The organism is Roseococcus microcysteis (genome assembly GCF_014764365.1).
Lineage (GTDB): Bacteria > Pseudomonadota > Alphaproteobacteria > Acetobacterales > Acetobacteraceae > Roseococcus > Roseococcus microcysteis.
Window position 1 is genome coordinate 3997584 of the sequence record NZ_CP061718.1, and the last position, 23914, is coordinate 4021497.

Annotated in this window: 22 protein-coding genes; 12 read left to right on the forward strand and 10 right to left on the reverse strand. The window is 69.8% G+C overall.

Going from position 1 to position 23914, the window contains the following annotated elements; all coding sequences use genetic code 11:
* Positions 1-2: 2 nt before the first annotated feature.
* The 3 genes from ICW72_RS19375 (at position 3) to ICW72_RS19385 (ending at position 4032) form a co-directional block, all read left to right on the forward strand.
* Positions 3-1016: a TAXI family TRAP transporter solute-binding subunit gene (locus tag ICW72_RS19375; protein WP_191084162.1), complete on the forward strand. Its 1014-nt coding sequence runs from the start codon at positions 3-5 to the stop codon at positions 1014-1016.
* A gap of 7 nt (positions 1017-1023) precedes the next feature.
* A complete protein-coding gene (locus ICW72_RS19380; RefSeq protein ID WP_191084163.1) occupies positions 1024-3126 on the forward strand; it encodes a TRAP transporter permease in 2103 nt (700 codons plus the stop codon).
* 93 nt (positions 3127-3219) lie between these two features.
* Positions 3220-4032: a ChaN family lipoprotein gene (locus tag ICW72_RS19385; RefSeq protein ID WP_191084164.1), complete on the forward strand. Its 813-nt coding sequence runs from the start codon at positions 3220-3222 to the stop codon at positions 4030-4032.
* Between the two features lie 4 nt (positions 4033-4036).
* Here the strand turns inward: ICW72_RS19385 and ICW72_RS19390 are convergent, their stop codons facing one another.
* The gene (locus ICW72_RS19390) at positions 4037-4675 is read right to left on the reverse strand and encodes a glutathione S-transferase family protein (RefSeq protein WP_191084165.1); all 639 of its coding nucleotides are present in this window, start codon (positions 4673-4675) and stop codon (positions 4037-4039) included.
* Positions 4676-4762: 87 nt separating this feature from the next.
* On the opposite strand from ICW72_RS19390, the gene arsB reads away from it, so the two are divergent.
* Together arsB and ICW72_RS19400 are read left to right on the forward strand one after the other, a co-directional pair.
* Positions 4763-5788 carry an ACR3 family arsenite efflux transporter gene (arsB, locus tag ICW72_RS19395; RefSeq protein WP_191084166.1) on the forward strand — a complete coding sequence of 342 codons (1026 nt, stop codon included), beginning with the start codon at positions 4763-4765 and terminating at the stop codon, positions 5786-5788.
* Positions 5789-5846: 58 nt separating this feature from the next.
* A complete protein-coding gene (locus ICW72_RS19400) occupies positions 5847-6821 on the forward strand; it encodes a tripartite tricarboxylate transporter substrate-binding protein (RefSeq protein WP_191084167.1) in 975 nt (324 codons plus the stop codon).
* Positions 6822-6850: 29 nt separating this feature from the next.
* Here the strand turns inward: ICW72_RS19400 and ICW72_RS19405 are convergent, their stop codons facing one another.
* The 4 genes from ICW72_RS19405 to ICW72_RS19420 all read right to left on the reverse strand — a co-directional run bounded on the left by ICW72_RS19405 (position 6851) and on the right by ICW72_RS19420 (position 11175).
* Complete coding sequence (locus ICW72_RS19405) at positions 6851-7726, reverse strand: carbohydrate ABC transporter permease (protein WP_184386598.1); 876 nt, start codon at positions 7724-7726, stop codon at positions 6851-6853.
* Between the two features lie 12 nt (positions 7727-7738).
* The gene (locus ICW72_RS19410) at positions 7739-8704 is read right to left on the reverse strand and encodes a carbohydrate ABC transporter permease (protein ID WP_191084168.1); all 966 of its coding nucleotides are present in this window, start codon (positions 8702-8704) and stop codon (positions 7739-7741) included.
* A 65-nt stretch (positions 8705-8769) separates the two neighbouring features.
* Positions 8770-10098, reverse strand: a complete 1329-nt coding sequence (locus tag ICW72_RS19415; RefSeq protein ID WP_191084169.1) for an ABC transporter substrate-binding protein — start codon at positions 10096-10098, stop codon at positions 8770-8772.
* Positions 10099-10128: 30 nt separating this feature from the next.
* Positions 10129-11175, reverse strand: a complete 1047-nt coding sequence (locus tag ICW72_RS19420; protein WP_191084170.1) for an ABC transporter ATP-binding protein — start codon at positions 11173-11175, stop codon at positions 10129-10131.
* Positions 11176-11407: 232 nt separating this feature from the next.
* On the opposite strand from ICW72_RS19420, the gene ICW72_RS19425 reads away from it, so the two are divergent.
* Both ICW72_RS19425 and ICW72_RS19430 read left to right on the forward strand, forming a co-directional pair.
* Positions 11408-12133: a transporter substrate-binding domain-containing protein gene (locus ICW72_RS19425; protein WP_191084171.1), complete on the forward strand. Its 726-nt coding sequence runs from the start codon at positions 11408-11410 to the stop codon at positions 12131-12133.
* 72 nt (positions 12134-12205) lie between these two features.
* Positions 12206-13888 (forward strand): thiamine pyrophosphate-binding protein, encoded by a 1683-nt coding sequence (locus tag ICW72_RS19430; RefSeq protein ID WP_191084172.1) that lies wholly within the window; start codon positions 12206-12208, stop codon positions 13886-13888.
* 1 nt (position 13889) lies between these two features.
* Here the strand turns inward: ICW72_RS19430 and ICW72_RS19435 are convergent, their stop codons facing one another.
* Together ICW72_RS19435 and ICW72_RS19440 are read right to left on the reverse strand one after the other, a co-directional pair.
* Positions 13890-14186 (reverse strand): hypothetical protein, encoded by a 297-nt coding sequence (locus tag ICW72_RS19435; protein WP_223880702.1) that lies wholly within the window; start codon positions 14184-14186, stop codon positions 13890-13892.
* Positions 14183-15643: an amidase gene (locus ICW72_RS19440; RefSeq protein ID WP_191084173.1), complete on the reverse strand. Its 1461-nt coding sequence runs from the start codon at positions 15641-15643 to the stop codon at positions 14183-14185. The genes ICW72_RS19435 and ICW72_RS19440 overlap by 4 nt, the downstream gene beginning before the upstream one ends.
* A 102-nt stretch (positions 15644-15745) precedes the next feature.
* On the opposite strand from ICW72_RS19440, the gene ICW72_RS19445 reads away from it, so the two are divergent.
* Positions 15746-16723, forward strand: a complete 978-nt coding sequence (locus tag ICW72_RS19445) for a Bug family tripartite tricarboxylate transporter substrate binding protein (RefSeq protein ID WP_191084174.1) — start codon at positions 15746-15748, stop codon at positions 16721-16723.
* A gap of 131 nt (positions 16724-16854) precedes the next feature.
* Here the strand turns inward: ICW72_RS19445 and ICW72_RS19450 are convergent, their stop codons facing one another.
* Together ICW72_RS19450 and ICW72_RS19455 are read right to left on the reverse strand one after the other, a co-directional pair.
* On the reverse strand, positions 16855-17892 hold the full coding sequence (locus tag ICW72_RS19450) for an extracellular catalytic domain type 1 short-chain-length polyhydroxyalkanoate depolymerase (protein ID WP_223880703.1): 1038 nt from the start codon (positions 17890-17892) through the stop codon (positions 16855-16857).
* Positions 17893-17973: 81 nt separating this feature from the next.
* On the reverse strand, positions 17974-19020 hold the full coding sequence (locus ICW72_RS19455) for a VOC family protein (RefSeq protein WP_456300170.1): 1047 nt from the start codon (positions 19018-19020) through the stop codon (positions 17974-17976).
* 30 nt (positions 19021-19050) lie between these two features.
* Here ICW72_RS19455 and ICW72_RS19460 point away from each other — a divergent pair, with 30 nt between their 5' ends.
* From ICW72_RS19460 to ICW72_RS19475, 4 genes are read left to right on the forward strand one after another with little or no spacing between them, the layout of a single operon-like run.
* Positions 19051-19998 (forward strand): tripartite tricarboxylate transporter substrate binding protein, encoded by a 948-nt coding sequence (locus ICW72_RS19460; protein WP_191084176.1) that lies wholly within the window; start codon positions 19051-19053, stop codon positions 19996-19998.
* 19 nt (positions 19999-20017) lie between these two features.
* Positions 20018-21304, forward strand: a complete 1287-nt coding sequence (fahA, locus tag ICW72_RS19465; protein ID WP_191084177.1) for a fumarylacetoacetase — start codon at positions 20018-20020, stop codon at positions 21302-21304.
* 21 nt (positions 21305-21325) lie between these two features.
* Positions 21326-22114: a cyclase family protein gene (locus tag ICW72_RS19470; RefSeq protein WP_191084178.1), complete on the forward strand. Its 789-nt coding sequence runs from the start codon at positions 21326-21328 to the stop codon at positions 22112-22114.
* Positions 22115-22119: 5 nt separating this feature from the next.
* Positions 22120-23058, forward strand: a complete 939-nt coding sequence (locus ICW72_RS19475; RefSeq protein WP_191084179.1) for a tripartite tricarboxylate transporter substrate binding protein — start codon at positions 22120-22122, stop codon at positions 23056-23058.
* 69 nt (positions 23059-23127) lie between these two features.
* Here ICW72_RS19475 and ICW72_RS19480 read toward each other — a convergent pair whose 3' ends face one another.
* Complete coding sequence (locus tag ICW72_RS19480) at positions 23128-23913, reverse strand: ABC transporter permease (RefSeq protein WP_191084180.1); 786 nt, start codon at positions 23911-23913, stop codon at positions 23128-23130.
* Position 23914 lies beyond the last annotated feature (1 nt).

The window sequence follows — 23914 nt, forward strand, 5'->3', positions numbered from 1 at the left end:
CAATGACCACTCGCCGCAACATCCTGGCCGGCGGTGCCGCCGTGCTGGCGGCGCCGGCCGTGGCGCGCGCCCAGGGCAACACCCGCAGCTACATCCTCGCCACCGCCTCCATCGGCGGCACCTATTACCCGGTGGGCGTGGCTTTCGCGACGCTGGTCAAGCTGCGCCTCGCCAATTCGCGTGGCATTGACATGTCGGCCATCTCCTCGGCCGGCTCGGGCGAGAATGTGCGCCTGATGCGGGAAAACCAGGCCCAATTCGCCATCATGCAGGGCCTGTTCGGCGTCTATGCGCGCGACGGGTCGGGCCCCATCCAGTCGGCCGGCCCGCAGCAGAACATGCGCTCCATCATGAACATCTGGGGCAATGTCGAGCATTTCGTGCAGCGCGCGAGCCTTGCCCCCACCGGCACCATCGCGGACTTGGCGCAGATGCGCGGCCGCCGCTTCTCCATGGGCGCGCGCAACTCGGGCACCGAGTTCTCCAATCGCTTCATCTTCGCGAACCTGGGCATCAACCCGGACACGCATTTCGACCTGGTGTTCCAGGGCTTCGGCCCCTCGGCCGAGGCGCTGCTGAACGGCCAGATTGACGGCAGCAACCCGGGCGGCGGCATCCCGGTGGCGGCGGTGACCCAGATCTTCGCCCGCCAGGCGGCCCAGTTCAAGCTGCTCTCCTTCACCAATGAGCAGGCGGCCCAGGCCGACGGCAACAACGGCCTCTATGTGCCGACGCAGATCCCGGCCAACTCCTACCCGGGCCAGGCGCAGGCGCTTCAGACCATCGTCCAGCCCAACTTCCTGGCCTGCAACGCGGCGGTGCCGGAGAACGACGTCTACGAGATCACGAAGTCCATCTTCGAGAACCTGCCCTTCCTGAACGGCATCCATGCCGCCACGCGCGAAATCCAGCTGGAGACCGCGCTGAACGGCCTGGTGAACCCCGTCCACCCGGGTGCGGCGCGCTACTACCAGGAAAGGGGCGTGACCATTCCGGAGCGCATCCGTCCGGCCTGAGACGCGCGTGAACAGCACCGAACAGGCTCCGCGGGGGCTGCGCGGCGAGGGAAGCCTCGTCGCGCGGTTCCTGTTCGTGGCCGGCGTCCTTCTCTCGGCGTGGCACATCTGGCTCAACACCTTCGGGGTGATGAGCGAGCTGCGCGCCTCCGTCATCCACTTCGCGGGCTTCGCCGTGATCGGCGCGCTGGCCTGGCCGATCATGCGTGGGGAGGGTGCCCGGGGCTGGCTTGCCCTCGCCATAGACATCTTCATCGCGCTGATGGCGGTGGGCTGCGCCATCTACCTCATCACGGGTGAGGTCGCCTTCTACGCCCGCGCCAGCGAATTCCTCTGGTATGACTGGGTCTTCACCATCGCGGCGCCACTGATCGCGCTGGAGCTGATCCGCCGCACCACGGGCATCGTCGTGCCCATCCTGTGCATCCTGGGCTTCACCTACGTCACCTTCTGGGGCGCCTGGCTGGGCGGCGTGCTGCGCTTCCCCGGGCTTTCCGTCGAGATCGCGCTGTTCCGGACCTTCTATTCCGATGACGGGATGTTCGGGAACATCGCCCTGATCTCCTGGAACCTGGTGGCGATGTTCATCATCTTCGGCGCCTTCCTGCAGGTGTCGGGGGCGGACCGCTTCGTGCTGGACCTGGGCCGCGCGGTGGCCAAGCGCATGCAGGGCGGGCCGGGCTTCGTGGCCGTCATCGCCTCGGCGCTGTCGGGCACCATCTCGGGCTCGGCGGTGGCGAACGTCACATCCACCGGCGCGGTCACCATCCCGCTGATGAAGAAGGCGGGGTTCAAGCCGCATTTCGCGGCGGGGGTGGAGACGGCGGCCAGCACCGGCGGCGGCATCCTGCCGCCCATCATGGGCGCGGGCGCCTTCATCATGGCCTCCTTCACGGCCATCCCCTACCTGCACATCGCGGCCGTCTCGGCCATCCCGGCGCTGGTCTTCTTCTTCGGCGTGGCGGTGGGCGTGCGCATCCATGCGAAGCGCCACGACATCCGCTTCGTGGACGAGGAGGCGCCGCCGCTGATGGAGACGGTGCGTCGCCGCGGCCTGCCCTTCCTGATCCCCTTCACCGTGCTGCTCTATCTGCTGTTCTCGGGGATGAGCCCGGCCTATGCCGCCGGTGCCGCCACGGCCACGGTGGTGGTGGTCTCCTGGATTTCGGACACGCCCATGGGGCCGCGCCGCATCCTGGAGGCGCTGTATCTGGGCGCCCGCACCATGGCGCCGACGGCGGTGCTGCTGGTGGGCATCGGCATCCTGATTTCGGCGGTCGCGACCACGGGGCTCGGCAACGTCTTCTCGATCATGATCGAGACCTGGGCGGGCGGGAACCTCGCCATCGCGCTGGTGCTGATCGCGCTCGCCTCGCTGGTGCTGGGGGCGGCGCTGCCGGTCACGGCCTCCTATGTCGTGCTGGCCACGCTGTCGGCGCCGGCGCTCGCGGACATGATCCTGAACTCCTCGGCGCAGGCGGCCTTCGTGGCGGGGAACATCCCCGACATCGTCCGCGCCGTGGCCATGCTGGCCGCGCCCGACATCTCCCTGCCGCCCCCCGGCACGGGCATGGCGGCGGCGGAGGCGGCGCGTCTGCTGGCGGCCATCCCGCAGGACATGCGGGCGCAGGTCTATGACGCCTCGCTCTCCTCCGGGGCGGCCATGCTGGCGTTGCTGTCGGCGCACATGATCATCTTCTGGCTCAGCCAGGACAGCAACGTGACGCCGCCGGTCTGCATCCCGGCCTATGCGGCGGCGGCCATCGCCAATGCCTCGCCCATGGCCTCGGGCTTCGTGGCGTGGCGATTGGCGAAGTCGCTCTATTTCGTGCCGTTGATGATGGCCTACCAGCCCTTCCTCTCGGGCGACATCTGGGTGCAGCTGTCCATCGCGGCCTTCGCGCTGCCGGGCATCTACGCCATGTCAGCCGCCTTCGAGGGCTTCGCGGAAGCACGCCTCAACATCATCGAGCGCGTGATCTTCGGCGTGGCGGGCTTCGTGCTGATCGTTCCCTTCGGCCAGATGGTGAACTGGATCGCCATCGTGGTCTTCGCGATCATCATGGGGATGAACCTGGTGCGCGCGCGGCGCGGTTCCGCCGCCGCCTGAACGACGCCCGCCCGGGGGACCATCCCCCGGGCGGGTCTTTTCCCTTTCCCGGCTTTGGTCGAGAATGCGAATTATTCGCATCAAGGCCCGCCGATGACCCTCACCCCCCACCCCCGCGCCCGCTGGATGGACCCCACCACCGGCGCCTTGCTTGACGCCGGCCCCCTCATGCGGCGCCTGGCCACCCGCCGTGCCGTGCTGCTGGGCGAGCGCCACGACATCGCGGAAATCCATCGCTGGCAGTTGCAGGTCGTCACCTGCCTGCATCTGCTGCAACCAGGCCTCGCGGTCGGCTTCGAGATGTTCCCCCGCCGCCTGCAGCCCGTGCTGGACCGCTGGGTGGAGGGCGCCTTCACCACCGAGGAATTCCTGCGCGAGGTGGAGTGGGAGAAGGTCTGGGGTTTCCCGCCCGAATTCTACCTGCCCCTCTTCCACTTCTGCCGTCAGCAAGGTGTGCGGATGCTGGCGCTGAACTGCCACCGCCCGCTGGTGACCCGCATCGGCAAGGATGGCTGGGATTCCGTGCCCGAGGAGGAGCGCGACGGCATGACGCCCGCGGCCCCGCCCACGCCCGGCCACCGCGCCTACATCTCCTGGCTGACCGGCCGGCCCGAGGCCGAGATCACCGACCGCTTCCTCCGCGCCCAGCAGGTGTGGGACCGCGCCTTCGCCTGCAACATCGCCGCCGCGCTGGAGGGTGGCGTGCCGCTGGTGGTGGGCATCATCGGCGCCGGGCATCTCGATTTCGGCCATGGCACGCCGCACCAGCTGGCCGCGCTGGGTGTGACGGAGGTGTCGGTGCTCCGCACCAGCGAGGCCGCCACGCTGGACACCCAGGACTGGGCCGGCATCGCCGAGGCGGTCTTCCGCCTCGACCGCCCGGAGGAACCGGCCGCCCGCGCCTGACGGGTCAGGGCAGCCCGTTGCGGATATGCGCGCGGAAGCCGGGGCTTTCCGCCAGGCGCTCCAGCCAGGCGTCCAGGGCGGGGGTGGGCGCCTCGCTGCCATCCTTCACCACGGCCCAGCGGTGCACGGCCATGCCGCAGGCCATGTCGGCGAGCGTGAGGGTGGCGCCCGCCAGGTAGGGCCCGCCGCGCGCCAGTGCCTGCTCCAGCACGCCCATGCGGTGCGCGTATTCCGCGCGCCCCAAGGCCGCCATGCCAGGCCCGTTCCAGGGCGCGAGGTTCAGCACGCCGCCGAGATAACCCAGGCGCATGGGCAGCGTCATCTCATAGGCCACCCAGTCCATCCAGGCCTCGACCTCGGCCCGCGCGGCGGGCTCGGCGGGCAGCAGGTCGTGGCGCGCCCGCGTGGCGGCGAGGTGGCGCATGATGACGTGGGATTCGCGCAGCACCGCATCGCCATCCACCAGCACCGGCACCGTGCCCAGCGGGTTCAGCGCCAGGAACTCCGGCACCTGCATGCTGCGATGGCCGCGGCCCCAATCCTCCTGGGTGAAAGGTTCGCCCAGCTCCTCCAGCATCCAGAGCACCTTGCGGACATTGAAGGCGTCCTTGCGGCCGAGCAGGCGGAGCGGGGCAGGGGGCATGGGGCGGTTCCTCGTCTGGCGCGCGGGCAGAGTGGCGCGCCATGGCACCGCTGGCCAGATGGGGCGGGGCGGGGATAGACAGGCGCCATGCAGGAACCGCTCGGCACCTTCGAACGCTGGCTCAGCCTCTGGGTCGCGCTGTGCATCGGCGCCGGCATCGGGCTGGGCGCGCTGGCACCTGGCCTGTTCCAGGCGCTGGCGGCGCTGGAATATGCGCGGGTGAACCTGGTCGTCGCCGTGCTGATCTGGGTGATGATCTACCCGATGATGGTGGCGGTGGACTTCTCCTCCCTGCGCCACATCGGCGACAAGCCCAAGGGCCTGGTCATCACGCTGGTGGTGAACTGGCTGGTGAAGCCCTTCACCATGGCCGCGCTCGGCGTGCTGTTCTTCGAGGTGGTCTTCGCCGACCTGATCGCGCCCGCCGACGCGCAGCAATACCTGGCCGGCGTCATCCTGCTGGGCGCCGCGCCCTGCACCGCCATGGTCTTCGTCTGGAGCCAGCTGGTGCGGGGCGACCCCACCTACACGCTGGTGCAGGTCTCGGTGAACGACGCGGTGATGGTGCTGGCCTTCGCGCCCATCGTGGCGCTGCTGCTGGGCGTCACCTCCATCCCGGTGCCGTGGGAGACGCTGCTGCTCTCGGTGCTGCTCTATGTCGTGGTGCCGCTGGCCGCGGGCATCGCGACGCGCGCGGCGCTGCGGGAGGCGGCGGCGGTGGAGGCCTTCACCGCGCGGCTGAAGCCCGCCGGGGTGCTGGGACTGCTGGCCACCGTCGTGCTGCTCTTCGGCTTCCAGGGCGGCGTGATCCTGGCGCAGCCGCTCGTCATCCTGCTGATCGCGGTGCCGCTGCTGCTGCAATCCTATGGCATCTTCGCCCTGGCCTATGTCTGGGCGTATCTCTGGCGGGTGCCCTTCCGCGTCGCGGCGCCCTGCGCGCTGATCGGCACGTCGAACTTCTTCGAACTTGCGGTGGCGGTGGCCATCAGCCTCTTCGGGCTGAACAGCGGCGCGGCGCTGGCCACCGTGGTGGGCGTGCTGGTGGAGGTGCCGGTGATGCTCTCCCTCGTCGCCATCGCCAACCGCACGCGGGACCGTTTCCCAGCCGGTTGAGCCGGCGGCGCAACTCGGGCACAACCGGGGCAAGGACACCGAACGGGGAGGAACCAAGATGACCACATCCACACGTCGGCTGCTGCTGGCGGGCGGGGCCACGCTGCTGGCCGCCCCCGCGCTGCGCGCGCAATCCGCCTGGCCCTCGGGGCCCATCCGCATCATCGCACCCTTTCCGCCGGGCGGCAGCACGGATGCGCTGTCGCGGCTGCTGCAACAGCCGCTGTCGCAGGCACTGGGCGTGCCCGTCATCGTGGAGAACCGCGCCGGCGCCTCGGGCTCGCTCGGCACCGCCGCCGTGGCGCGCAGCGCGCCCGACGGCAACACCTGGGTGCTGGTCTTCGACACCCACGCCGTGAACCCTGCGCTGATCCCGAACATGGGCTTCGACACCGAGCGCGACCTGACGCCGCTGCTGCTGTTCGGCACGGCGCCCATGGTGCTGACGGCCCATTCCACGCGGCCCTACAAGGACTGGGCGGCGATGGCCGCGGCGGCGCGCGCGCGGCCCGACACGCTGACCTATGGCACCATCGGCAATGGCTCGCTCGCGCATCTGACCATGGCGCTGGTGGGGCGTACCACGGGGCTGCAACTGGTGCATGTGCCCTATCGTGGTGGCGGCCCGCTGGCCGCGGCGGCGCTGGCGGGCGAGGTTGACCTGCCCATCGCGACCCGCCCGGCCATCGGCGTGCATGTGGACAGCGGCGTGCTGGTGCCGCTCGCGCAGACCAGCAACACACGCTCGCCCAGCATGCCCAACGTGCCGACCTTGGCCGAATGCGGGGTGCAGGGCATTGATGCGCGGGCCTTCTGGGGCTTCCTCGGCCCGGCCAATATGCCCGCGGCCATCAAGCAGCGGATGGAGGCGGAACTCCGCAAGGCGCTGGAGATCGAGACGGTCCGCACGCGCGTGACCAATCTCGGCATTGACCTGGAGCCGCAGGGGGAGGAGGCGTTCCGCGAATTCCTCTCGCGCCAGATCCGCACCTGGGGCCAGGTGGTGCGCGAGAACAACATCCGGCCGGACTGACGGGGCGGCTTCCTGCGGGCGTGGGCTAGCTACTCCTTCACCGCGCCCGTCAGGCTGCTCACATAGTAGTCCACGAAGAAGGAATAGAAGATGGCGACTGGCAGCGAGCCCAGCAGGCTGCCCGCCATCAGCGCGCCCCACTGATACACGTCGCCTGTCACCAGCTCCGTCAGGATGGCCACGGGAACGGTCTTGTTCTCGCTGCTCTGGATGAAGGCCAGCGCGTAGATGAACTCGTTCCAGGAGAGGGTGAAGCTGAAGATGCCGGCGCTGATCAGCCCCGGCACGGCCAGCGGCAGCGTGATCTTGGTCAGGATCTGCAGGCGCGTCGCGCCGTCTATCAGCGCGCATTCCTCCAGCTCATAGGGAATGGATTTGAAGTAGCCGATCAGCAGCCAGGTGCAGAAGGGCACGAGGAAGGTCGGGTAGACCAGGATCAGCGCCATCGGGCTGTCGAAGAGGCCGAGTTGCACCACCATCGTCGCCAGCGGGATGAAGAGGATGGAGGGCGGCACGAGATAGGCCAGGTAGATGGCCAGCCCCACATACTGGCTGCCACGGAAGCGCAGCCGCTGGATGGCATAGGCCGCCAGCGTGCTGGCAAAGAGCGAGAGGAAGGTGGCCCCCACCGAGACCAGCATCGTGGTCCAGAGCCAGGAGGGGTAGGAGGTCTCGAACAGCAGCTTGCGGATGTGGTCGAGCGTGGGCGAGGTGATCCAGAAGGGGTTGTGTGTCGCGAAGTCATACAGCTCGGCGTCCGGTTTGAAGGCCGTCACCGTCATCCAGTAGAAGGGGAAGAGCAGGATGAAGAGGAAGCAGCACAGCGGCACCCAGAGCGTGACGACGCGGCGCGCGCGGCTGTCCCACTGCATGGCTTCCGGTCCGTCGGAGGCAGCGTTGCTCATGGCTGGGTCCTCTCAGTCATTGCCTTCGCCCTGCTGCCACTTGCGCCGCGCCAGCGCGAAGTAGCTGAACAGGGTGGCGAAGACGAGGAAGGGGATCATGGAGACGGCGATGGCGGCACCTTCCGCCAGCTCGCCGCCCGGGATGCCGCGCTGGAAGGCAAGCGTGGCCAGCAGATGCGTCGAGTTCACCGGGCCGCCGCGCGTGATGGCGTAGACCAGCTGAAAATCCGTGAAGGTGAAGATGATGCTGAAGGTCATCACGATGGCGAGGATGGGCAGCAGCATCGGGAAGGTGATGTAGCGGAAGCGCTGCCAGGGCGAGGCGCCGTCGAGCAGCGCGGCCTCATAGAGCGAGGGCGAGATGGTCTGCAGCCCCGCCAGCAGCGAGATCGCCACGAAGGGAATCCCGCGCCAGATATTGGCCACGATCAGCGAAAAGCGCGCCGGCCATTCGCTGCCGATGAAATCTATGTTGGTGGTCCGCAGCCCCAGCTCGATGAACACCCAGGAGATGATGCTGAACTGCGGGTCATACATCCACCAGAAGGCGATGGCCGAGAGCACCGTGGGCACGATCCAGGGCAGCAGGATGATGGCGCGGAAGAAGGATTTGAAGGGCAGGTACTGGTTCAGCAGCAGCGCCAGCCACAGCCCCAGCGCGAACTTCCCGACCGTCGCCAGCGCCGTGTAGAAGACGCTGAAGAACACCGCGTTCCAGAAGATGGGGTCGGTGAAGAGGTATTCGAAATTCTCGAAGCCCACGAACTGCCCGCGCCTTCCGATGGTGCCATCGGTGAAGGCGAGCCAGATGCCCAGGCCCAGCGGATAGGTGAGGAAGACGCCGAGCAGCCCCACCGTCGGCAGCAGGCAGGCGATGATGAGAAAGGTCTTGCTGTCGAACAGCCGGCCAAGCGCGGTGGGTTGCCGCCGCGTGCGGGACCAGTGCTGCGCCCTTTCGGCGGGAAGGGTGGTGTCCATGGCGCGGGCACTCCGGCTGGGGGTCCGCGCAGTGGGGCGCACCGCGCGGATGTTTCAGGGTGGCGTCAGCGCCGGCGGAAGAAGCGCGTCGCGCGGCGTTCGGCCTCGCGCGCGGCGGCCTGCGGCGTGGCCTGGCCGGAGGCGACGGAGGCGCACATCTGCACCATCACATAATCCGCGTTCGCGGCGGCCGAACCCTCGGTGATGGGCCCGCTGTAGCCATTGTAGAAGGCGGTATCCATCACGTCGCGGAAGATGCTGACCTTGGGGTCGCTCGCCCACACCGCACTGGTGTTGTAGGCGTTGAGCGGCTGCGACCAGTAGCCGAGGTTCGCCTGCAGCCAGGGGTCGTACTGCTCGCTCTCCATCAGGAAGGCCAGCAGCGCCTTGGACGCGTTGGGGAAGCGGCTGTGGCGGAACACCATGGCGTTCAGCGTCAGCCCCGCCATGGGCGAGGTCTCGGCGATGCCCTTCGGCAGCAGCGAATGCTCCGTGTCGTCGGCGATGGGGCGCGTGGCCGGATCGTTCTTCAGCGCGAAGTAGAGCGAGACGCCGTTCGCCGTCAGGAACAGCTCATTCGACGCATAGGCGCGGTTGTTGCTGATGTCGCCCCAGGCCAGCGTGCCAGGCACGAAGGTGGCGTAGAGCTCCTTCAGGTATTCCAGCGCCTGGAGCGTCTGCGGGCTGTTGATGCCCACGCTGCCATCATCATTCACCAGCCGCCCGCCGAAGGACCAGACGAGCCAGTTGGCGAAGCCATTGCCATCGCCCACCGCATTGCCCAGCGCGAAGCCCGCGGGCTTGTTGATGCGGCGAAGCTGCTGGCAGAGGCGCAGATAGCTGGCATGGTCATCCGGGATGGACTGGAAACCCGCCTCGTTCACCGCGGATTTCCGCCACACCAGCGGCCCGCCCGAGGCGCCGAAGGGAAGCGCGAGCCAGTTGTTGCTGCCATGCCGCTTGCCATAGCGCTCGGCCAGCCGCTTCCAGCCGCCATACTTCGCGCCCAGATATTCCGCGACATCCGTCACCTCCACCACCTTGTCGGCGTAGACGTGCGGCGCCTCGTTGAAGCCGATGATGACGTCGGGGCCGGCACCCGTGTTGGCGGTGACGGCGGTCTGCTGGTTGATGTCCTCCCAGCCCACGAAGTCCACGCGCACCTGCACGCCCGTCGCTTGCGCGAAGCGCGCGCAATTGGCGCGGAACACCTCCTCGTCGGGCTGCACGAAGCGCACGGGGCGCAGCACGCGCAGCGTGGCCCCGTTCTCCACGCGGAAATTGGGGGTGGCCACCTGCGCCGCCTGGATCTGCGCCGAGGCCTGCGCGCCCACCAGGCTCGCCGCGCCGCCGAGGCCGAGGGTTCGGCGGGTGATGCTGAATTGCGTTGGCATTGTTTCCGTTCCTCCCAGTTATGACGGGCGTCAGAGACGTTGCCCGCTGTCCTTGTCGAACAGATGCGCCATGGCGGCCTGGGGCAGCACGGGCAGCGTGTCGCCGGGCCTGGCCGAGATGCGTTCGCGGAACACGCCGTTCACGGGCGTGTCGCCGATGCGCATCATGACCATGGTCTCGCTGCCCATCGGCTCCACCAGGTGGACGCGCGCGGGCATGCCATCGCCGGCCAGGCGGAAATGCTCGGGCCGGATGCCATAGACGGCGGGGCCGGGACGGGCTTGCTGCGGCGGCAGCGGCCAGCTGGTGCCGTCGGGGGTGAGGAAGGCGCCATCCGCGATGCGCCCTTCCAGCAAATTCATCGCGGGGCTGCCGATGAAGCCCGCCACGAAGAGGTTGGCCGGCCGGTCATAGAGTTCCAGCGGCGGCCCCGCCTGGCGGATATGGCCGAGTTCCATCACCACGATCTTGTCGGCCATGGTCATGGCCTCGATCTGGTCATGCGTGACATAGACCGTCGTCACCTTCAGCCGCTGGTGCAGCTCCCGGATTTCGGAGCGCATCTGCACGCGCAGCTTGGCATCGAGGTTCGACAACGGCTCATCGAACAGGAACACCTGCGGGTCGCGCACGATGGCGCGCCCCATGGCCACGCGCTGCCGCTGCCCGCCCGAGAGCTGGCGAGGATAGCGGTCGAGCAATTGCTCCAATCCCAGGATGGCGGCGGCCTTGCGGACCTCGGCATCCATGGTCTCGCGCCCGACCTTGGCCAGCTTCATCGAGAAGGCCATGTTGTCGTAGACGGTCATGTGCGGATAGAGCGCGTAGTTCTGGAACACCATCGCGATGTCGCGGTCCTTGGGTGGCACGGTGTTCACCACCCGCCCGCCGATCGCGATCTCGCCGCCCGTGATGTTCTCAAGCCCGGCCAGCATGCGCAGCAGCGTGGACTTGCCGCAGCCCGAGGGCCCGACCAGCACCACGAATTCCCCATCCTCGATGTCCACGGAGACGCCGTGCAGCACCGCGGTGCTGCCGAAGGCCTTTCGCACATTGCGGATTTCGACGCTGGCCATCAGTGTGCGGCCACGACTTCGGGCGCGCGCGCTCCTGCCTGTTTCGGCATGCCGCTTCCTCTTCCATTTCCTCGCCGCGGTCTTTGCCGCTGCGGCTACTTCACGTCCTTCGCCGAGGACTTGTCCAGTGGTGTTTTTCCGAAATGCGTGCTGCACCCGCGAAGCCGGCGGGGCATTGGCGCGCGGCGGAACCGGGTCCAGAACAGAAGAAACCGCATCACGGAGACGCAAGATGACAGCAGAGATTCTCGCCCAGCTCGCCCCCACCGGCGTGCTGCGCGCCGGCATCAACATGAGCAACTTCCTGCTCGTCACCGGCCGCGGCCCGAACGGCGAGCCGGATGGTGTCTCGCCCGGCATGGCGCGCGCCATCGCCGATCGCCTGGGCGTGCCGGTGCATTACGTGCCCTATCCCCGCCCCGGCGAACTGGCCGATGCGGCGGGGACCGGCGCCTGGGATATCGGCCTGATCGGCGCCGAGCCGCAGCGCGCGGAAAAGATCAGCTTCACCGCCGCCTATGCCGAGATCGAGGCCACCTACATGGTCCCGCCCGGCTCGCCCATCACGGCGCTGGACCAGGTGGACCGTGCGGGCGTGCGCATCGCCGTCGCCGCGCGGGCCGCCTATGACCTCTGGCTGGAGCGCAACATCCAGCACGCCACGCTGGTGCGCGCGGAAGGCCTGGATGGCGCAATGGACCTCTATCTGCGCGAAGGGCTCGACGTGCTGGCCGGCCTGCGCCCGCGCCTGCTGACCGATGTGGAAAAGCAGCCCGGCGCGCGCATCCTGGAGGGCAAATTCACCGCCGTGCAGCAGGCCATCGGCACCGCGCGCGCGAACGAGGCGGCGGCGCGCTTCCTCGCGGAATTCGTGGAGGAAGCGAAGCGTTCGGGCCTGGTGGCCAGCCTCATCGCGAAGCACCAGGTGCGCGGGTTGTCGGTGGCGCCCGCCGCATAGGCGCACGGGGGGTGGCGTCGGCGCCGCATCGTGACACCATCGGGCAAAAGAACCACCCGGAGGAGCCGCCGCATGACCCACGACACCCCCTACACCGTCGCCGACATGGTGGCCGAATTCCTGGCGCGCATCGGCGTCACCACCGCCTTCGGCATCGTCTCCGTCCACAACATCCCGATGCTGGACGCCATCGGCCGGCGCAACGCCATCCGCTACGTGATGTGCCGCGGCGAGATGGGCGGCGCGCACATGGCCGATGCCTATGCGCGCGTGACGGGCCATCTGGGCGTGCTCTTCACCAGCACCGGGCCTGGCATGGCCAACAGCATCGGCGGGCTGGTGGAGGCGCGGTTTGCGGGCTCCCCCGTGCTGCACATCACAGGCCAGACGCTCACGAAATTCCTCGACCGCGACACGGGCAGTGTGCACGACGTGCCGGGGCAGACCGCCATCCTGGAAGCGGCGGGCAAGGCCGCGTATCGCGTGCGCCACGCGAACCAGGCCTTCGGCACGCTGTGGCGCGCGGCGATGGAGGCGATGACGCCGCCGCGCGGCCCCGTCTCGGTGGAAATCCCCATTGATATCCAGCGCGCCACCATCGCGCGGCCGGCGGCGCTGGACACGCTGGAACTGCCCGTGCCGCCGCCGCTGCCGCCCAGCGAGGCCGCGCTGGATGAGCTGGCGGACCGGCTCGCCTCCGCGAAGCGCCCCATGATCTGGCTCGGCAACGGCGCGCGCGAGGCGGGGGCGGGGGCCATGGCGCTGATCGAACTCGGCTTCGGCTGCGTGAATTCCTGGAATGGCCGCGGCATCGTGCCGGAGGACCACCCGATGACGCTGGGCGCCATGCACGGCAATGGCTCGCCCCGGGTGCAGGAATTCTATGGCACGGTGGATGCGATGGTCGTGCTCGGCTCGCGGTTGCGCGGGCATGAGACGCAGGATGGTTCGCAGAAGCTGCCCGCCAACCTCATCCATGTGGATGTGGACCCGGCCGCCGATGGCCGCACCTATCCCAACACCCTCTTCGTGCAGGGCGATGCGGAGTTGGTGGCGCAGGGCCTGGCGCGCCGCCTGAAGGGCCGCATGCAGACGGACCCGGCCTTCCCCGCCGACCTCGCGGAGACGAAGCGCCGCGCGGTGGAGGAATTCCTCGCCACCCTCGGCCCCTATCACGGCTTCTGCGAACAGCTGCGCGCCGTGATGCCGCGCGACGCGCTCTGGGTGCGCGACATCACCATGAGCAACACCACATGGGGCAACCGCGTCTTTCCCATCTATGGGCCGCGTGACGCGGTGCACCCGGTGGGGGCCGCCATCGGCCCCGGCCTGCCGCTGGGCATCGGCGCGGCCATGGGCGCGCAAGGCCGCAAGACGGTCGCCATGGTGGGCGATGGCGGCTTCGCCATGAACATGAGCGAGCTCTGGACCGCCGTGCAGGAGCGCGCGCGCCTCTGCACCATCGTGATGAACGATCGCGGCTATGGCGTGATCCGCGTGATCCAGGATGCGGTGGTGGATGGCCGCCGCTTCGGCGACGATCTGCTGGGGCCGGACCTCGGGCAACTCGCCGCCGTGGCCGGGCTGCCGCACTTCAAGGTCTCGCGCGCCGAGGATTTCGGTGCCGTGGTGGCGCAGGCGCTGGAGGTGGACGGGCCCACGCTGGTGGAGGTGGACATGGTGGCCATCGGGCCCTTCCCGCCCTATGCGCCCTACACCACCATGGGCAAGCACGCCGAACGCGCGCGTCGCTGAATCACTCCGTGTTGCGCGCCCGCTCCATCAGCCGCGCGATGCCCGTGATCTTCTCCAGCCCCATGTCCAGGGGCTGGCCGGTGCGCGGGTCGGGGTAGATCTTCAGGTAGGACTGCCCCGCCACCTTCTCCCACCGCCCCGAGGGCCGGCGCATCTGCAGATCCACGCCGGTGGATTTCAGCAGCATCCGCACCAGCGCCTCCTTCGGCGCGTCGGGCTTTGGCAGGCAGGGATAGGCGCCGATCATCTTCCAGCCATTGGCCAGCGCCCAGTCCGTGAGTTCCTGCTTCGTCATCATGCCATGGAGGCCGGGGGCACGCTGCCCGGGCGCGGGTCAATGGGCAGCATCCGGTCCAGCCCCGCCGCCGCCTCGAACAGCGCCGCCGCCTGCAAGGCCACATCCTCGCGCCGGTGCGGGGCCACCACCTGCAAACCCACCGGCCTTCCATACTGGTCGAAGCCGCAGGGCACGGCCACGGCGGGGCAGCCCGTCATGGTGATGGCGGCATTCAGCATGGAGCCCGCCATGTAGTTCTCCAGCTTCACGCCCGCGATGGTCTCGGGGTTGCGCAGCATCACGTCGAAGGCGGGCGTGGGCGCGCCCGGCGTGATGAACACGTCATACTTGCCGAACATCGCCACCATGCGGCGGAAGAAGGCAGCGCGCTCACGGTCCGCCCAGGCCAGGCGGCTCGGCGTCGCGTCCAGCCCGCGCTGGGTGTTCCAGATGATGTCGGGCTTCAGCTGGTCGCGGTGGGACTGCATCTGCAATTCGCGGTCCACGACGAAGACCTGGCTGCGGAGAACCAGGAAGGCTTCGTCCAGTTCGCCCAGGTCGGGCGCGAATTCCTCGACCACGCAGCCCATCGCCTCGAAATGCTTCATCGCCTTCGTGCAGATCTCGCGCACCTCGCGGTCCACCGGCAGCTTGCCGTTGAAGTCGGTGGTGAAGGCGATGCGGCGGGGGCGGTTCTGCTCGGCCGAGGCCACGGCGGCGGCATAGGGCAGGGCGGGCGCGTCATAGGTCAGCGGGTCATGGGCGCACCAGCCCGCCATGGTGTCGAGGAACAGCGCCAGGTCCGGGATGTTCCGCGCCATCGGGCCCTGCACCGACATGGGCGAGAAGGTGTTGTTCACCGTCCCCCGCGTGATGCGCCCGGGCGAAGGCCGCAGCCCCGCCACGGAACAATAGGTGCCAGGCCGCCGCGTGCTGCCGCCATGGTCCGTGCCCTGCGCGAGCCACACCTCGCCGGTGGCGAGCGAGACGGCGCCACCCCCCGTGCTGCCCCCGCAGGTGAGCGAAGTGTTCCACGGATTGCGCGTGCGCCCGAACACCTCGTTGAAGGTGGAGCCGCCCGCGCCGAATTCCGGCGTGTTGGACTTGCCGATGACGATGCCGCCCAGCGCCTCGATGCGTTCCACCACCGGGTGCGAACGCTCCGGCACATGGTCCTTGAAGATGGGCGAGCCATAGGTGGTGCGAACGCCCGCCACATCGGTCAAATCCTTGATGGAGACGGGCAGGCCGCCCAGCCACCCCGCCTGGCCCTCGCGTTCCCGCCCCTCGCCGCGCATCAGCCGCTTCGCGTGGTCGCGCGCGCGGTCGAGGCAGAGCGTGGGCAGGGCATTCACCGCGGGCTCGACCTCCGCGATGCGCGACGCCGCCGCTTCCACGAGTTCGAGGGGCGAGACCTCGCCGCGCGCGAGCGCCGCGACGGCCTGGGTGGCGGAAAGACGGATCAGATCATGCGACATGGTGCGAGAGTGGCACCAGGGCCCGCACCCCGGCAACCGTGCGCTTGCGCCATTCCCCTCGCCCGCGTTAGCCATGGCGGCACAAACACTGGGAGGAACCAAATGTTCTCACGTCGCATGCTTTTCGCGTCGGCGCCGGCGCTCGCCGCACCCGCGCTGCTGCCCGGCACCGCCAGCGCGCAGAACTTCCCCACGCGCCCCATCATGATGGTGAACCCCTATCCGCCCGGCGGCGCCACGGAATTCGGCGCGCGCCTCATCGCGCAGCGGATGGAGCAGGAACTCGGCCAGAGCGTCGTGATCGACGCCCGCGCGGGTGCGGGCACGGCCATCGGCAACTCCTTCGTGGCCGGGCAGCGTCCCGATGGCTACACGCTGTTGATGGGGACCACCTCGCTCGCCGTGCTGCCAGCCTTGCAGCCCACCTCCGTCCCGCGGGACCCGCGCACGGCCTTCGCCCCCATCGGGCCGGCCACCATCTCGCCCTTCGTGCTGCATGTGCATCCGGACTTCCCGGCGCGCACGGTGCAGGAGGTGATTGACTACGCGAAGGCCAATCCGGGCCGGGTGAGCTGGGGCAGCTCCGGCATCGGTGCCATCAACCACATGACGCTGGAGCTCTTCCGCGCGCGCACGGGCATTGACGTGGTGCACGTGCCCTATCGCGGCGGCGCGCCCGCGCTGGTGGACATCGCGGCGAACCGCATCCAGTGCATGTTCGCGGCGGCGCAGGAAGCCTCCAGCTCGATCCAGGCAGGGCGCACGCGCGGCATCGCGGTCACGTCCACCGAGCGCATGGCCTCGCTGCCCGACCTGCCGCCCATCGCGGAGACGGTGCCGGGCTTCAACTCCGTGTTCTGGCAGGGCGTGTTCGCGCCCGCCGGCATTTCGCAGGAGATCGCCGCCCGGCTGGAGCGCGCGGTCCGCAACGCCGCCGAGAATGCCGAGGTGAAGGAGCGGCTGGCCAGCGCCGGCATCGCCAACTGGCCTGGCGATGCGGCCCTGCTGCGCGACACGCTGGCACAGGACACGGAGACCTGGGGCAACATCATCCGCACCCAGAACATCACGGTGGGCTAGCGTCTGATCGGCTTCGGTGGATCACCGAAGCCGTGAATCAGCCGCGGCGACAGTTCGTCTGATCGGCTTCGGTGGATCACCGAAGCCGTGAATCAGCCGCGGCGACAGTTCGTCTGATCGGCTTCGGTGGATCACCGAGGCCGTGAATCAGCCGCGGGCGACAGCCCCCAGAAGTCGCAGATGCGGCGGGCGGCGGGGGTGCCCGCCGCCAGCACCCAGCGCGCCGCACGGCCTTCTCCCTCGCCGATGGGAAAGCCGTGCGCCATCTCCTCCAGCGTCCACAACTCCACCAGAGCGGTGGCGCCGCGTGACCACTGGCGCAACCGCGCGCCAGGGGCGGGCTCGGTGTCTTGCGAGGGTTCCTCCAAAAGCCCGTGCAGCGCGCCCCATTGCGTGGCCAGCAGCGCCGCGTTGTCCGGATGTACCGTCCGGTCACGCCCGCCCTGCCAGATGGACAGGCGCGGCCAGCGCGCCGTGCCGCGGGCCGGGTTGAAGGCGCGCACGCTGGCGGCCAGGCCCGCGCGGGTGGTGAAGCGGTTGGCGTGGCGCATGCGGAGCAGCGCGCCGCCGGGCGTTACGGCTGAACCCACCGGCATCCCCGCCACCACCGCGCCCGCCGCGAAGACCGCCGGATAGGCGGCCAGCAGCGCCGCCGCCATCGCGCCCCCGGCGGAGAGCCCCACGACGAAGACGCGCCGCTTGTCGGTGCCGAAATGCCGCATGGCCCAGCGCAGCCCCTGGCGGATGGACATGGCCTCGCCCTGGCCGCGCGCCACATCCTGCGGGCGGAACCAGTTGAAGCAGCGGTGCCGGTTGTTCTCGCGGACCTGCTCGGGCAGCAGCAGGGGCACGCCCAGCGCCTCTGACATCGCGATCCAGCCGGCATCGGCCGCGAAGCTTGCCGCATCCTGCCCGCAGCCATGCAGCACCACGATCAGTGGCGTGCCGGGGGCGGGGGCGCGGCGCGGCACATGGACGAACATGCGCAGGCCGCCCGGATTGGTGCCGAAGCCCGTGATGGCGGAGGTGCGGCCCGGCGTGGGCATGGTGGGTGGGGTCGGCGCCCAGGCGGCCCGCATCAGCCCCATGGTGGCCCCCATGGTGGCGCGGCTCATCCGGCGCAGCGCCGCCGCCGCACCGGGCGGCCGGCGGAAGCGGATCAGCCGCATGGGAGGCGCAGGGGGTGCATGGGGGGCATCGGAGCAGCAACGTGCGCCGGGGGCCTGGGGTTGCCCCGCTAGGCGGGCGGGTCAGCCCTGCAAACCGTCCCACCAGGGGCAGGCGCCGGGCATGCGGGTGTGGTTGCCGTGCAGCACCTGCACCGGCGCGCGTTCGCCGCGGGAAGCGGCCTCCATCCGCATGCGGCGGCCCGCCGCCACGGCCTCGGGGCCCGCCCAGATGCGGTCATGGCCCCAGAGGCTGGGGCCGCTGTCCATGCGCTCCGCCTGCCAGGTCTCAGGCTCGATGTGCCGGCCGCCCCAGCCATATTCCACCAGGAAGCCGCCGGGGGTGCGGGCGTAGAAGCTGGTCATCCAGTCATTGGTGTGGCGGCCGAGGGTGGTGGCGACCCGCCCTTCCTCGGCCTGGGCCAGGTCATAGCCCTGGCCGACATCGTCCAGGCTGAGGCATTCCATCATCAGGTGGTGCATGCCCGCGCGCCCGGTCTCGATCAGCGCCAGCGAATGATGCCGGCCGTTCACATGCAGGAAATAGCCGCGGAAGGGCTGCTCGACCCAGTCGGAGAGGCCGAAGCCCAGCACGTCGCGGTAGAAGGGCAGCACCTCGTCCACGCGCGGCACCGTCAGCACCGCATGCCCCATGCCGAGCGGCCCGGTGCGGAAGCCCGAGATGGCCCGGCCGGGGATGAAGGCGGCGGTGGCCACCTCCGGCCCGTGGAAGAATTCCAGGCGATTGCCCAGCGGGTCGGCGGCCAGGATGAGCGCCGCCACCCGCCGCTGGTCGGCCAGGGCCTGGCTGCCACGCGCGACCGCCACGCCCGCGCCCTCCAGCCGCGCGGCCAGGGTGTCGAGGGCCGCCGCATCCGCCACCTCCCAGCCCATGGCGCCCAGCCCGTCATGGGTGTCGCCGCTGACGAGGATGCGCTGCCGCCGGTCATCCATGCGGAAGGCCAGTTCGGATTGCGTCTTCTCCGCCAGCATCAGCCCCAGCATGCGCGGGCCGAAGCCCGCCCAGTCGTCGAGATTGCTGGCGCGGAGTTCGAGATAGCCGAGAGCCTGGATCGGGGGGCCATGGCGCGCTCCTGTTCTTTGCGCGCATACTGAACCGAACGGCGCCACAAGCCGAGAGGGTGGGGGAGAGAGAACGCCATGTTGTCCAAAAGCGTCCGGGCCGCGCTGGCCCTGCTGCTGCTGCCGGCGACGGCCATGGCCCAAGGTTGGGCGCCGGAGCGCCCCGTCACCATCGTGAACCCCTATGCCGCCGGCAGCACCACCGACACGCTGGCGCGCACCCTGGCCCAGGGCATGACGGCGCGGTTGGCGCAGCCCGTGGTGGTGCAGAACCGCGATGGCGCCGCGGGCGGTATTGGAACGGCCTTCGTGACGCGCGCGGCGCCGGACGGGCACACGCTGCTGTTCGCGCCCGCTGTCGTGCTCTCCGTCCTGCCGGCGCGCGGCGATCCGGGCTATGGGCCGGAGGCGCTGGTGCCCATCTGCCAGACCTTCGAGAACGCGATGGCGATTGCCGTGCGGCCCGACAGCCCCTTCACCACCCTGGCCGATTTGGTGGCGGCGGCGCGGGCGCGGCCCGGCGCGGTTACCTTCGGGCACCAGGGCATCGCGTCCATCCCGCATCTGGCCGCGCTGGAACTGGCCGAGGCGGCGCGGCTGCAATTCCAGGACGTGCCCTATCGGGGCGAGCCCGCGGTCCTCACCGATTTGCGCGCCGGAAGGGTGGATTTCGCGGTGACCGTCATGGGCTCTTTGGCCGGGCAGAACATGCGGGTGCTGGGCGTCTTCGCCCCCGCCCGCCACCCGCTGATGCCCGAGGTGCCCACCGTCGCCGAGCAGGGCTTCCCCGTGGCGCCGACCAGCTTCGGCGGCCTCTTCGCCCCCGCCGGCACGCCGCAAGCCGCCCGCGTGGCGCTGGAGGCCGCCTGCCTGGCCGCCGCCCGCGACGAGGCCTATCGCGCCGTCGCCGCCCGCGTCTTCCAGCCCGAGACCCCCGAAGCCCCGGCCGACGCCCTGGCCGCGCGGCTGGCCCGCGACATCGCCGACAAGCGCCGCCTGCTGACCGCCATCGGCGCCGCCCGCTGACCTTGTTGAAGGAGACCGCATGACCCCCGACGCCACCCATGACCCCGCCCTGACCAGTTGGGTCGCCTCGGCCCAGGCGCCGGGCTGCGACTTCCCCATCCAGAACCTGCCGCATGGCGTGTTCAGCACCGCGGGCGGCGCGCCGCGCGGGGGCGTGGCCATCGGCGACATGATCCTGGATGTGGGGGCGGCGGTCCGCCTTGGCCTGCTGCGCGGCGAGGCGGCGGAGGCCGCTTCCGCCCCCAGCCTGAACGGGCTCATGGCGCTGGGGCGCGCGGCGGAGTTGCGGCGCGACATCTCGGCCCTGCTGGCCGCCGGCTCCACCGCCGAGGCCCATGCCGGCGCGCTGCTCGTGCCCATGGCGCAGGCGCGGATGCACCTGCCGACGACCATCGCCAATTTCTCCGACTTCATGGCCAGCATTGACCATTGCGCGCGGCTGGGCGTGCGGCGGGACCCGAAGAACCCCTTGCCCCAGGCCTTCCGCCATTTGCCCGTGGCCTACCATTCCCGCGCCAGCTCCGTGCGCGTCAGCGGGGAGGCGGTGGTCCGCCCGCATGGCCAATGGCCGCGCGAGGATGGCGCCGTGCGCTTCTCGCCCACGGAGGCGATGGATTTCGAACTCGAACTCGCCATCTGGATCGCGGGCGAGAACGCGCTCGGCACCCCCGTCACCATGGACCAGGCGCCCGGCCGCATCTTCGGCGTGGGGCTGCTGAACGACTGGTCGGCGCGCGACATCCAGCGCTGGGAGATGCCGCCGCTCGGTCCCTTCCTGGCCAAGAGCCTCTCCACCACCGTCTCGCCCTGGGTGGTGACGATGGAGGCGCTGGCGCCCTTCGCGCGGCCCGCGCCCAGCATCGAACCGCCGCCGCTGCCGCATCTGGACAGCGCGTGGAACCGCGCGGTGGGTGCGCTCGGCATCCGCATGCAGGCGTTGATCCTTACACCGCGCATGCGCGCGGAAGGCGCGGCGCCGGCCGTGCTGACCGACACCGACTTCGCCCATCTCTACTGGACCTGCGCGCAGATGGTGGCCCACCACGGCAGCAATGGCTGCAATTTGCTGCCCGGCGACCTGCTCGGCAGTGGCACCGCCTCCGGCCCGGAGGACAGCGCCCGCGCCTGCCTCGCCGAAATCCTGCTGACCGGCCCCGTCACGCTGCCCAATGGCGAGACGCGGAACTATCTGCTGGATGGCGACGAGATCATCTTCCGCGCCCGCGCCGAGGCCCCCGGCGCCACCCCCATCGGATTCGGCGAATGCCGGGGCGAGATCGCGCCCGCCACCGCCTGGCCCCACTGAACCACCGCAAGAGGAAACGCCGTGCCCCGCCGCATCATTGACATCTCCGTGGCCCTCAAGGCCGGGATCGCCAGCGACCCGCCGCGCATGCTGCCGGAGATCAACTATATCGACCACCACATGTCCGCCCCCGCCATGGCGGAGGAGTTCGGCATCCGCCTGGACCAGCTGCCCGAGGGCGAATACGCGGCCGTCGAGCAGGTCCGCATCTCCACCCACAACGGCACGCATCTGGACGCGCCCTACCACTTCTTCAGCCGCATGAACGAACGCCTGGTGCCGGGCGGCGAGCCCTCCTGGCGCATTGACGAGGTGCCGCTCGACTGGTGCTTCCAGCCCGGCGTGAAGCTCGACTTCCGGCACATGGAGGATGGCTATGTCTGCACGCCGGCCGATGTGCAGGCGGAACTCAAGCGCATCGGCCACACGCTGAAGCCGCTGGAAATCGTGGTGGTGAACACCCGCGCGGGCAGCCGCTATGGCCATGACGACTTCATCCACAGCGGCTGCGGCATGGGCAAGGAAGCCACGCTCTGGCTGCTGGAGCAGGGGGTGCGCGTGACCGGCACGGATGGCTGGAGCTGGGACGCGCCCTTCTCCCACACCCGCCGCAAGGTCCAGGAGACGGGGGATGCGGGCCTGATCTGGGAAGGCCACCGCGCCGGCCGCGAGATTGGCTATTGCCACATGGAGAAGCTGTCGAACCTCGAAGCTCTGCCGGCCGATGGCTTCATGATCTCCTGCTTCCCGGTGAAGATCCACCGCGCCTCGGCCGGCTGGATCCGCGCCGTCGCCATCATCGAGGAGTGAGCGCCATGCGCCGCCTGTTCCTGGCCCTCGCCCTGCTGGCGCCCATGCCCGCCTTCGCCTGGCCCGAGCGCCCCATCACCATCATCAACCCCTATGCCGCCGGCAGCAGCACCGACGCCGCCGCCCGCGCGCTGGCGGACTCCTTCACGCGCGAGTTGGGGCAGAACGTCATCGTCACCTCGCAATCCGGCGCCTCGGGCGTGGTGGGCATGCGGGCGCTGACCCAGGCCGCGCCCGATGGCCACACGTTGGCCTATGCGCCGCTGGTGCCCCTGGTGTTCCAGCCGCATCTGGTGCGGAACACGGGTCTTGGCCCTGAGGCCGTGGCGCCGGTCTGCAACGTGACCGAGAACATCCTCGGCATCATGGTGAAGGCCGACAGCCCCATCCGGAACCTGACCGACCTGGTGGCGGCGGCGCGACAGCGTGTGCTGAACTATGGCTCGCCCGGGCCCAATTCGGCGCCCTTCCTGGGTGTGCACCGCATCCAGGCGGCGGCGGGTGGCCAATACACGCACATCCCCTTCCGGGGCGACAATGCGTCGCTGCTGGAGGTGATCGCGGGGCGGCTCGACTTCGCGGCGATCGTGGTGGCCTCGGGCGTGCCGATGGCGCGGGCGGGGCAGGTGCGGCTGATCGCGGTGTTCTCGGAAGGCCGTCATCCCGCCTTCCCCGACGTGCCCACGGCGCGCGAGCAGGGGGTGGATGCGCTGCAACCCTCCTACGCCGCGCTCTTCGCCCCGCGCGGCACGCCGGCCGCGGTGCTGGAGCGGCTGGAGGGCGCCTGCCGCCGCGCGATGGACACGGATGGCTTCCGCCGCTTCACCGAGAACTGGGGCGCGGTGCCCAGCTTCCGCCCGCGCGCGGAACTGGCGCGGATGCTGGCCAGCGAATACGAGGCTGCCGGCCGCACCTTCCGTGAGTTGGGCGTGCAGCCGGAGTAGTCTTTTGCGCGGCTGATTCACCGCCCCGGCCTTATGCCGGGGCGCCTGCACCGGCCGCGCGCTCCTCGCCTACTGCGCGCGCCGCCGCAGCGCCATGTCCACCAGCAACAGCAGCAGCGTGAACACGATCAGCAGCACCGCCACCGCCGCCATGGCGGGGTCGAGGTTCTCGTTGATCCCGTCCCAGATGCGGCGGGGCAGGGTGAACACGTCGCGGCTCGCGATGAACAGCACCATCACCAGCTCATCCCAAGAATGGATGAAGGCGAAGATGGCGCCCGAGACGATGCCCGGCATGATGCGCGGCAGGATCACCCAACGCAGCGTCTGCATGAGCGAGGCCCCCATGCCCCGCGCCGCCTGCTCCAGCCGCGGGTCGAAGGCGGCCAGGGCCGTCGAGACGGTGATGACCACATAGGGAATGCCCGTGACGCCATGGGCGATGACCACGCCCAGGAAGCGGTCCAGCAGGTCGAGCGGCCCGAAATAGCGATACAGCCCGATCGCGTAGACGATGGAGGGGATGATCAGCGGCAGCAACATCAGCAGCCGCACGAGGTCCGTCGCGCGCCGCGAGATGCGCCAGCAGCCGATGGCGCACAGCGTCCCCGCCACCACCGACAGCACCGTGGAAGCGAGCGCGATGGTGAAGGACTGCCAGATGGAGCCCAGCCATTCCTCCGAGGTCAGCACCGTACGGAAGTGCTGCAGGCTCAGCCCCTCATGCGGCAGCGAGAGGAAACGCTGGTCCGTCAGCGCCACCGGCAGCACGATCAGGATGGGCAGCACGAGGTAGAGCGCCGTGATCCAGGCCAGCCCCCGCCCGAAGGGCCCGGCGCCATGGGTTCCATGCATC